This is a genomic window from Streptomyces swartbergensis (genome assembly GCF_002148965.1).
GTDB lineage: Bacteria > Actinomycetota > Actinomycetes > Streptomycetales > Streptomycetaceae > Streptomyces > Streptomyces swartbergensis.
The window spans coordinates 1-8,370 of record NZ_NGFN01000369.1 but is presented as its reverse complement, the minus strand read 5'-3'; the positions used below and the strand labels follow the sequence as shown (position 1 = coordinate 8,370).

The 8,370-nt window shown below is 71.4% G+C and carries 7 protein-coding genes and 1 pseudogene; 2 read left to right on the top strand and 6 right to left on the bottom strand.

Going from position 1 to position 8,370, the window contains the following annotated elements; all coding sequences use genetic code 11:
- A partial coding sequence (locus tag CA983_RS36745; protein WP_086605072.1) for a Re/Si-specific NAD(P)(+) transhydrogenase subunit alpha occupies positions 1-1,181 on the bottom strand: 1,181 nt, incomplete at its 3' end.
- A 275-nt stretch (positions 1,182-1,456) separates the two neighbouring features.
- On the opposite strand from CA983_RS36745, the pseudogene CA983_RS48470 reads away from it, so the two are divergent.
- Positions 1,457-1,671 (top strand): annotated as a pseudogene (locus tag CA983_RS48470) (MFS transporter); the annotation flags it as partial.
- A 311-nt stretch (positions 1,672-1,982) separates the two neighbouring features.
- Positions 1,983-3,563: an IS200/IS605 family accessory protein TnpB-related protein gene (locus CA983_RS36735; protein WP_244207247.1), complete on the top strand. Its 1,581-nt coding sequence runs from the start codon at positions 1,983-1,985 to the stop codon at positions 3,561-3,563.
- Here CA983_RS36735 and CA983_RS36730 read toward each other — a convergent pair.
- The 5 genes from CA983_RS36730 to CA983_RS36710 form a co-directional block, all read right to left on the bottom strand.
- On the bottom strand, positions 3,553-3,978 hold the full coding sequence (locus CA983_RS36730) for a VOC family protein (RefSeq protein ID WP_086605070.1): 426 nt from the start codon (positions 3,976-3,978) through the stop codon (positions 3,553-3,555). The genes CA983_RS36735 and CA983_RS36730 overlap by 11 nt on opposite strands.
- A gap of 64 nt (positions 3,979-4,042) precedes the next feature.
- The gene (locus tag CA983_RS36725; protein WP_086605069.1) at positions 4,043-4,870 is read right to left on the bottom strand and encodes a helix-turn-helix domain-containing protein; all 828 of its coding nucleotides are present in this window, start codon (positions 4,868-4,870) and stop codon (positions 4,043-4,045) included.
- A 21-nt stretch (positions 4,871-4,891) separates the two neighbouring features.
- The gene (locus CA983_RS36720) at positions 4,892-6,553 is read right to left on the bottom strand and encodes a glycoside hydrolase family 13 protein (protein ID WP_086605068.1); all 1,662 of its coding nucleotides are present in this window, start codon (positions 6,551-6,553) and stop codon (positions 4,892-4,894) included.
- A 29-nt stretch (positions 6,554-6,582) separates the two neighbouring features.
- Entirely contained in the window at positions 6,583-7,416 is an 834-nt protein-coding gene (locus tag CA983_RS36715; RefSeq protein ID WP_086605067.1) for a carbohydrate ABC transporter permease, read from the bottom strand.
- The coding region (locus tag CA983_RS36710) for a carbohydrate ABC transporter permease (protein ID WP_107500322.1) at positions 7,413-8,370 on the bottom strand (958 nt) is incomplete at its 5' end. The genes CA983_RS36710 and CA983_RS36715, both read right to left, overlap by 4 nt.

Here is an 8,370-nt window from a genome sequence, read left to right as displayed (position 1 = left end):
GGCGCGGCCGGTTCCGTACCGCCGGCGGGGGCGGGCGCGGCGGACACCTGGACCGGAGGCGGCGGCCAGGTCTTCTCGCCGTCGCGGACCACGGTCATCGACCGCTGCACCACGTCGTCGAAGTCGAGGACGAGACGGCCGTCCTTGCCCGGGGTCAGCAGCTTCATCAGGTTGACGACGTTGGTGCCGTACAGCTGCGAGGCCTGGGCCGGGAGCCTGCCGGGCAGGTCGGTGTAGCCGATGATCGTCACGTCGTTGTCGGTGACGACCGCCTTCCCGGCGACCGTGCCCTCGACGTTGCCGCCCTGGGCCGCCGCCATGTCGACGATCACGCTGCCGGGCTTCATCCGCGCGACGTCGTCCGCGGTGATCAGCCTCGGCGCCGGGCGGCCCGGGATGAGCGCGGTGGTGATGATGATGTCGACGTCCGCGGACTGTTCGGAGTACAGCTGCGCGGCGAGCCGGTCGTAGTCCTCCGAGGTGGCCCTGGCGTAGCCGTCGGTGCTCACCTCCTGTTCGACGCCCACCGTGAGGAACTCCCCGCCCAGCGAGCGGACCTGCTCGGCGACCTCGGGCCGGGGGTCGGTGGCGCGGACCACGGCACCGAGGCTGCGGGCCGCGCCGATCGCGGCGAGTCCGGCCACCCCGGCACCGGCCACCAGCACCTTGGCGGGCGGCACCTTGCCGGCGGCGGTCACCTGGCCGGTGAAGAAACGGCCGAAGGCGTGCGCGGCCTCGACCACGGCCCGGTATCCGGCGATGTTCGCCATCGAGCTGAGCACGTCCAGGGACTGGGCGCGCGAGATACGCGGCACGGCGTCCATGGCGAGCACGGTGATCGGCCGCCGCGCCAGCTCGTCGACCAGTTCCGGGTGCAGCGCGGGGCCGATGAGCGCGATCAGCGTCGCCCCGTCCCGCAGCCGGCCGATCTCCTCGCTCGACGGGCCGTTCACCTTGAGGACGATCTCCGCCTGCCACGGGTCGCCGAGCCGGGCTCCCGCCTCCTCGTAGGCCGCGTCGGAGAAGCGGGACGAGGCTCCCGCCCCCGGTTCGACCACCACCTCGTAGCCGAGTGCGGCAAGTCTCCCCACGGTGGCCGGCGTCGCCGCCACCCTGGTCTCGCCCGCAGTGGACTCGGCGGGTATGCCGATCCGCTGGGGTTCCGGTTCCGCTGGGACCATCGTCTGCCTCTCCGTCGTTCGGGTGCCTGTCCTCCTTGGTGCCCGCATCCTGCCCGTTCGACGCGGCATAGGCGGCGGGCCGTGGTCACATGGGCGAGGAGGCCGTCCTCACACCGCAGAGGGGTTGCCGTGGGGCGCATTCAGGGGTAGCGGTGTGTCCAGTGGGGCGGAAGGGTCTTCTGATGCGTCACGGCGGCGCCGGGCGCAGACTGAATCAGTGAGCAGCACGCCCGTCGAGGGCGGCGTTCTTCGCCCTCGGCGGGCGTGTCGCGGACGACTTCCGGCCGCCCACCGGCACCGGCCCCGCCGCCGACGCGACACGGGACGCCATGAGCGCCGTCCGCATGGACTTCGCCGAGGCCAACCAGTGGGTGTTCTGCGGCATGGCCATCGCCCTGGGCATCGGCTTCCTGGCGCCCTGCGTCACCCGGGCGGCCGGGCGGCCACCACGGCGGCGGGGAAGGGCGAGCCGGTCGCGCGGACACGCTGACCGCCGTACAGCGAACTCGTCAGGTGAACAGGTCGGTCGTGCGCTTCTGGATCTCATGTGGGGTTGGTACTGCTGCGGCTTGGTCGAGCGTAGGCGTGTATGAGCGAGTGTGAGTGAGTGCCGGTGCTGCCGACGAGGGGACGCAGACGGCTTCGGAGTCAGGGGAACGGAAGTTTGCCTGTCGAATGTGTGACCTTTGCGGCTGGGGCTCGTTGGATGCGGTGACGGATCTTCGACATCGGGCCGGGGGCTGTGGCGTGGGCGGGCTGCGGGAGGTGGCGGCGCCGTTTGTGGTGCCCGGCCCTTCGGGGATGGCGATCCGGGCCCGGCTGCGGATCTCGGAGACGGACGCGGCGGTCTTGCGTGAGGTCGGCGTGTTCCTGGGTGGGCTTGCGGCGCGGGATCTCGCGGCGCGCTCACGGCGGGGGCTGGCTCACGATGCCACCGCGTGGGCCGCTCGTAAGCGGGAGTTGACCGGGTCCTCGTCGGCGCGGTGGGCGGGCAGCATCACCAAGGCCACCCATGACCAGTGGGCGCTGGCGCGGCGTGGTCAGGCGGCGGAGATGGCATGGCTGCGTGGGCAGATCGCCGCGATCGAGGCCCGGCTCGCCCGCCCGCTGGGCGCCAAGGCGAACAAGCGCGAAGGGCTGGTGCGCGGGTACGGCTCGCGGGCGGAGTGGCACGCCAAGGCCCGCCGCCTGCACACGCTGAAGGACCGGCTCGCCGGTCTGGAGGCAGACTGGGCCGCGGGCCGCGTGCACGTGGTGCGCGGCGGCAAGCAGCTCGCTCATCTGCGCCACCACCTGGACCAGGCCGGGCTGAAGGAGTCGGCTTGGCGGGATCGGTGGGAAGCGGCGCGGATGTTCCTGGCCGCCGACGGGGAGTCCGGCAAACGCTGCGGCAACGAGACCATCCGCATCACCGACTCCGGGCAGGTCTCCATCAGGCTCCCCGCCGCTCTTGGCCATCTGGCCAACGCCCCGCACGGCCGCTACGTCCTCGACGCCACCGTGGAGTTCCAGCACCGGGGCGAGGAATGGGCGGACCGGATCAGCGCGAACCGGGCGATGGCCTACCGCATCCACCACGACCCGGTCCGCCACCGCTGGTATGTCACCGCTTCCTGGCAGCGGCCGGCTGTCCCAGTCCTGCCTATGGACGCGGCCCTGGCCAAGGGGGTGGTGGCGGTGGACATGAACGACGACCACCTCGCCGCCTGGCACCTCGACATCCACGGCAACCCCGTCGGCGAACCCCAGCGCTTCTTCTACGACCTGTCCGGCACCGCCGCGCATCGGGACGCCCAGATCCGCCACGCGCTGACCCGGCTGCTGCACCACACCCGCCGCAGCGGAGCCGCGGCGATCGCGGTCGAGGACCTCGACTTCAGCGACGGCATCAGCAGGGAGCGGCACGGCCGCAACAAGCGGTTCCGCCGTCTGATCTCCCGCTTTCCCACCGCGAAGCTGAAGGCGCGGCTGGTGTCGATGGCCGCCGAGCAGGGCATCGCGATCGTCGCGGTGGACCCGGCGTACACCTCCCGTTGGGGTGCCCAGCACTGGCAGCAGCCGCTGACCACGCGCACCCGTCAAGTGTCCCGGCACGATGCGGCAAGCATCGCGATCGGACGGCGCGCCCTCGGGCATCCGATCCGGCGACGGACGGCACCGCCCCCGCACGACCAGAGTGATCGTGCGGGGCATCGGACCGCCCAGGCCCGACCGGAGACCCGACGGCGCGAGGAAACCCGCCCCCGCGTACCCGGACCACGATCACGAGTCGTGCCGCCCGGACGCGGAGCGAAAGCGGGTGACCAGCGTGCCCAACACCGTTCGGAGCACGCGGCTGAGCCTGAGCCCTGGCGACAGGACTCACTCCCGCTCAGTCTTTAGGAACGGTCAGCTCCTCGATCGTCTGGGAGATCATCCAGAGATGGCCGAACGGATCGGCGAGACGGCCGCCGCGCTGCCCGTAGTGCTGGTCGGCGACCGGATACACCACGCTCGCCCCGCCCCGCAGCATGGCCTCGGCCACGGCGTCGGCGTCGGACACGTCCAGGGCCATGATCACCGGGCTGCCGCCGAGCGAGTCCGGCGCCGGGTCGCTCTCGTCGGCATCCTTGACCGCGATCACCGCGTCGCCGAGCCGCAGCATGGCGTGCACGATCTTCCCGTCGGGGTCGGTGTACCGCTCGATCTCCTCGGCGCCGAGCGCGGTCCGGTAGAAGTCGATCGCCCGGGGCCCGTCGGAGACCACGAGGCGGGCGTAGAGCCGGGTGAGGGACGGCTTGTCGTCTGTGTTGGTCATGCCTTCACGATGGCCGGGTCCGGGCGGCCGTGGATTGTAGGAAACGGTCGGCCGGGCAGGGCCCTCACCCGCCGAGCGGAACGTGGTTGCGTTCCAGGGGCGAGCGCGGCGCGTACGCGGTCGGGGTGATCCCCGCGAGCGCGCGGAACTCGTGGATCAGATGCGCCTGGTCGTGGTAGCCGCAGTCCGCGGCGAGGACCGCCCAGTCCGGCTCCCCGGGCCCGGCGTTCACCCGGCCCAGCAGCCGCTGGAAGCGCCGTACCCGCGCATACCGTTTCGGCGGGAGTCCCAGCTGTTCGGCGCACCTGCGGGCCAGCCGCCGGGAGGTCCAGCCGAGCCGGTCGGCGACCTCACCCACCGGCGTTCCGCGGTCGAGCAGCACCGCGGCGAGACGGACCGCCGGGTCGGGCTCCAGGGGACGCTCCGACCGCCGCAGCAGGACCGTCTCCAGCTCCCGCAGGCACGCCTGCGGGCCACCGGCGGCCATGGCCTCCAGCAGCCGCTCGCGCAGCACCGCGCCGTCCGTGCCCCACAGCTCGTCGAGCCCGGCGAGCCGATCGCGGACCGCGCTGACCGGCACGGAGAGGAACGGATACGCCCCCGCCGGCCGGAACGCCACCCACACGACCGCGCGCTGCTGGGCCGGGTCGATCACCGCCGGCCCCGTGTACGGCCCCTGGAGAGCCGCACCCCGGGTCCGCCTGTCCGACGAGCCCAGGGTGTCCCCGTCGAGGTTCACCAGCAGCTGCGCTCCGCCCGTCGGCAGGGACAGCTCTGCCGACTGCGCGAACCGTCCCTCGGCATACCCGAGGGCACCGATCAGCGGCGCGAGCGCCGGCGCCGACGGCCGGACCGTGAGGGAGACGGGAATCTCCTCCGCCGTGCGAGCCATACGCCCAGCCTAGGATCCCCGCTACACCGCCAGCCACACCGCCTGGTTGGGCCCCAGCAGTCCGTCCTGAAGCGGGCCGCCGGCCAGGAGGAGATCGGAGTACGCGGGCAGCTCGTACGGCTCGGCGGAGAGGTTGGCCACGCACACGAACCCCGGCTCGCGGCTGAAGGCCAGCACCCCCTCGGGGGCGTCCAGCCACGTCATCGTGCCGTCGCCGAGGGCGGGGTGGTCGCGGCGGATGCGCAGGGCCGTGCGGTAGAGCTCCAGCATGGACGCCGGGTCCCCGGTCTGGGCCTCGGCGCTCAGTCCGGCCCAGTCGCCGGGCTGCGGCAGCCAGGGCTCGGACGTGGCGTCGTCGGGACTGAAGCCGTAGGGGGCCGCCTGGCCCGACCAGGGGATGGGCACACGGCAGCCGTCACGCCCCCGGTCCGTGTGGCCGGAGCGCTCCCAGATCGGGTCCTGGAGGGTGGACTCCGGCAGGTCCTCGACCTCGGGGAGGCCGAGTTCCTCGCCCTGGTAGACGTAGGCGCCGCCGGGCAGGGCGAGCATCAGCAGGGCGGCGGCCCGGGCACGCCGGGTGCCGAGCTCCAGGTCGAGGGAGCCGTCGGGCTCGAACCGCGCGTTGGCCATCCAGCTCCGCGCGGCGGTACGGCCGTAGCGGCTGGGGTGGCGCATCACGTCGTGGTTGGACAGGACCCAGGTGGCGGGCGCTCCCACCGCGCCGAGCATGGCCAGGGAGTCGTCGATGACCGCGCGCAGATCCTTGGCGTCCCAACCGCACATGAGGAAGTCGAAGTTGAAGGCGGTGTGCAGGCCGTCCCTGCGGACGTAGGCGGCGAGCCGTTCCGGTGTGTCGGCCCAGGCCTCGGCGACGAAGGAGCGGTCGCCGGGGAACTCGTCGGCGACCTTGCGCCAGGCCCGGTATATCTCGTGCACCTCGTCGCGGTCCCAGTGCGGGTGGTCGAGGTGCTGCCGGATCTCCTCCCGGCGGGTGAGCGGGCCCGTCACCGCCGGTTCGGCGCGGGGCGGCAGGTCGGGCAGCTCCGGGTGCTTGATCAGGCCGTGGGCGACGTCGATGCGGAAGCCGTCGACGCCCCGGCTGAACCAGAACCGCAGGATCGACTCGAAATCAGCGCGCACTTCGGGGTGTTGCCAGTTGAGGTCGGGCTGCTGGGGTGCGAACAGGTGGAGGTACCAGTCGCCGTCGGGCAGCCGGGTCCAGGCCGGGCCGCCGAAGCAGGAGACCCAGTCGTTCGGGGGCTCGGCGCCGTCGGGTCCGCGGCCGGGGCGGAAGACGTAGCGCTCGCGTTCCGGGCTGCCCGGCCCGGCGGCCAACGCGGCCTGGAACCAGGCGTGCTGGTCGGAGGTGTGGTTGGGCACGATGTCGGGGATGACGCGGATGCCGTGCTCGTGGGCTTCGGTGATGAGCTGCTCGGCATCCGCCAGGGTGCCGAAGCGCGAGTCGATGGCGCGGAAGTCGGCGACGTCGTAGCCGTGGTCGGCCATGGGGGACTTGTACCAGGGGTTGATCCAGATGGCGTCCACGCCGAGGGACTTCAGGTACGGCAGCCGGGAGCGAATGCCGGCGATGTCGCCGATGCCGTCGCCGTTGCTGTCGGCGAAGCTGCGGATGTAGACCTGGTAGATGACGGCACTGCGCCACCAGGGTGCGGTGAAAGACACGTGCTGTGACTCCTTGCGTGGGGGCGTGTCTACTTCGCGGCGCCGGCCGTGAGCCCGGCGACGATGCGACGCTGGAACAGCAGCACCATCACGACCAGCGGAATGGTCACCACGACGCCCGCGGCCATCTGGCTGCCGAACGGCGTCTGGTACGTCGTCGCTCCCGAGAACTTGGAGATGGCGACGGTCGCGGTCTGCATGCTCGGCTTGTTGGTCATCGACAGGGCGATGAGGAACTCGTTCCAGGCGGCGATGAAGGTGATGATCGCGGTGGTGAAGATGCCCGGCGCGGCGAGCGGGACGATGACCTTGCGGAAGGCCTGGCCGCGGGTGCAGCCGTCGACCATGGCGGCGTGTTCCAGCTCGTCCGGCATCTGCCGGAAGAAGGTGGTCAGGTTCCACACCGCCAGCGGCAGCGTGAAGGACATGCTGGGCACGATCATGGACTGGTAGGTGTTGATCCAGCCGATGTCGGTGAACAGCTTCAGCAGCGGGACGACGATCGACACCACCGGGAACATCGAGGTGGCGATGATCAGCGTGAGGATCAGCCGCTTGAAGCGGAACTCCAGCCGGGCCATCGCGTACGCGGTGAACGTGGCCAGCAGCAGCGACATAGCGGTCGTGATACCGGCGACGATCAGGCTGTTGAGCAGCGCCCTGGTGAAGCCCTGGCCCGGGCTGAACACCGACCGGTAGTTCTCGAACGACACCGCGGACGGGAACAGGGAGGTGCTGAAGATGTCGCCGGTGCTGCGGAGGCTGGAGACCAGCATCCAGTAGAACGGGGCCAGGCAGTAGGCCACCACCACGGCGATGCCCAGATGGGGCAGCCACTGCCGCCACTTGGCCGTGAGGGTCATGCCGTCACCTCCCGGACGCGGCGGCGCGGCACCCTGACCGCGTGGCTCTTGCGCTTCTTCGTCCCGCCTGCGCCCCCCATGAGGTCGGCGCCGAGCAGCCGTACGAAGGCGAGGGCGATGAGGAAGACGTAGAGGAAGAGCAGGACCGCGTACGCGGAAGCCGGTCCGAAGCGGACGTTGGACGCCTCGTTCTGCGCGAGCATCGACAGCGTCTCGACGGAGCCCTTCTGGGCGCCGATGAGGATGTAGGGCAGGTCGAACATCCGCAGCGCGTCCAGGCAGCGGAACAGCACCGCCACCAGCAGCGCGGGCTTCACCAGCGGCAGGGTGATGCGCCAGAACTGCTGCAGGGCGCTCGCCCCGTCGAGCCGGGCCGCCTCGTAGACCTCCTTCGGGATCACCTGGAGGCCGGCCAGGACGAGCAGGCCGATGAAGGGGGCGGTCTTCCACACGTCGGCGATGACGACCGCGATCTTGGCGGAGAAGCCGTCGGCGGTCCACAGCACCTGGTGTCCGAGGAGGACGTTGGCGATCCCGTCGGCGTTGAAGATCCACTTCCAGAGCAGTCCGGAGATGGCCGTGGGGATCGCCCAGGGGACGAGGATGCTGGCCCGCACCACGGCCCGGCCCCGGAAGGCCCGGTGCATGATGAGCGCCATGGCGACGCCGATCACCGTCTCCATCGACACCGTGACGACGGTGAAGAAGGTGGTGTTCCAGAAGGCGTTCCAGAAGCGGTCGCCGGCCTGGGTGAAGATGTCGGTGTAGTTCTTCAGGCCGACGAACGGCTCGGTGGCGCTGATGAATCCGGTCTTCGGGTCCAGGCCCTTCGGCCCGTACAGGGACTCGTCGAGTGCCATGAGCGTCGGGTAGAGCACGACGACCGTCAGCACCAGCAGGGTCGGGGAGACCAGGAGCGCGGCCAGGCGGCCGGTGCCCGCGGTGGCCCGGGAG

Coding starts and splice junctions, on each gene's coding strand:
- CA983_RS36735 (WP_244207247.1), top strand. CDS start 1,983: ATGGCGATCCGGGCCCGGCTGCGGATCTCGGAGACGGACGCGGCGGTC.
- CA983_RS36730 (WP_086605070.1), bottom strand. CDS start 3,978: ATGACCAACACAGACGACAAGCCGTCCCTCACCCGGCTCTACGCCCGC.
- CA983_RS36725 (WP_086605069.1), bottom strand. CDS start 4,870: ATGGCTCGCACGGCGGAGGAGATTCCCGTCTCCCTCACGGTCCGGCCG.
- CA983_RS36715 (WP_086605067.1), bottom strand. CDS start 7,416: ATGACCCTCACGGCCAAGTGGCGGCAGTGGCTGCCCCATCTGGGCATC.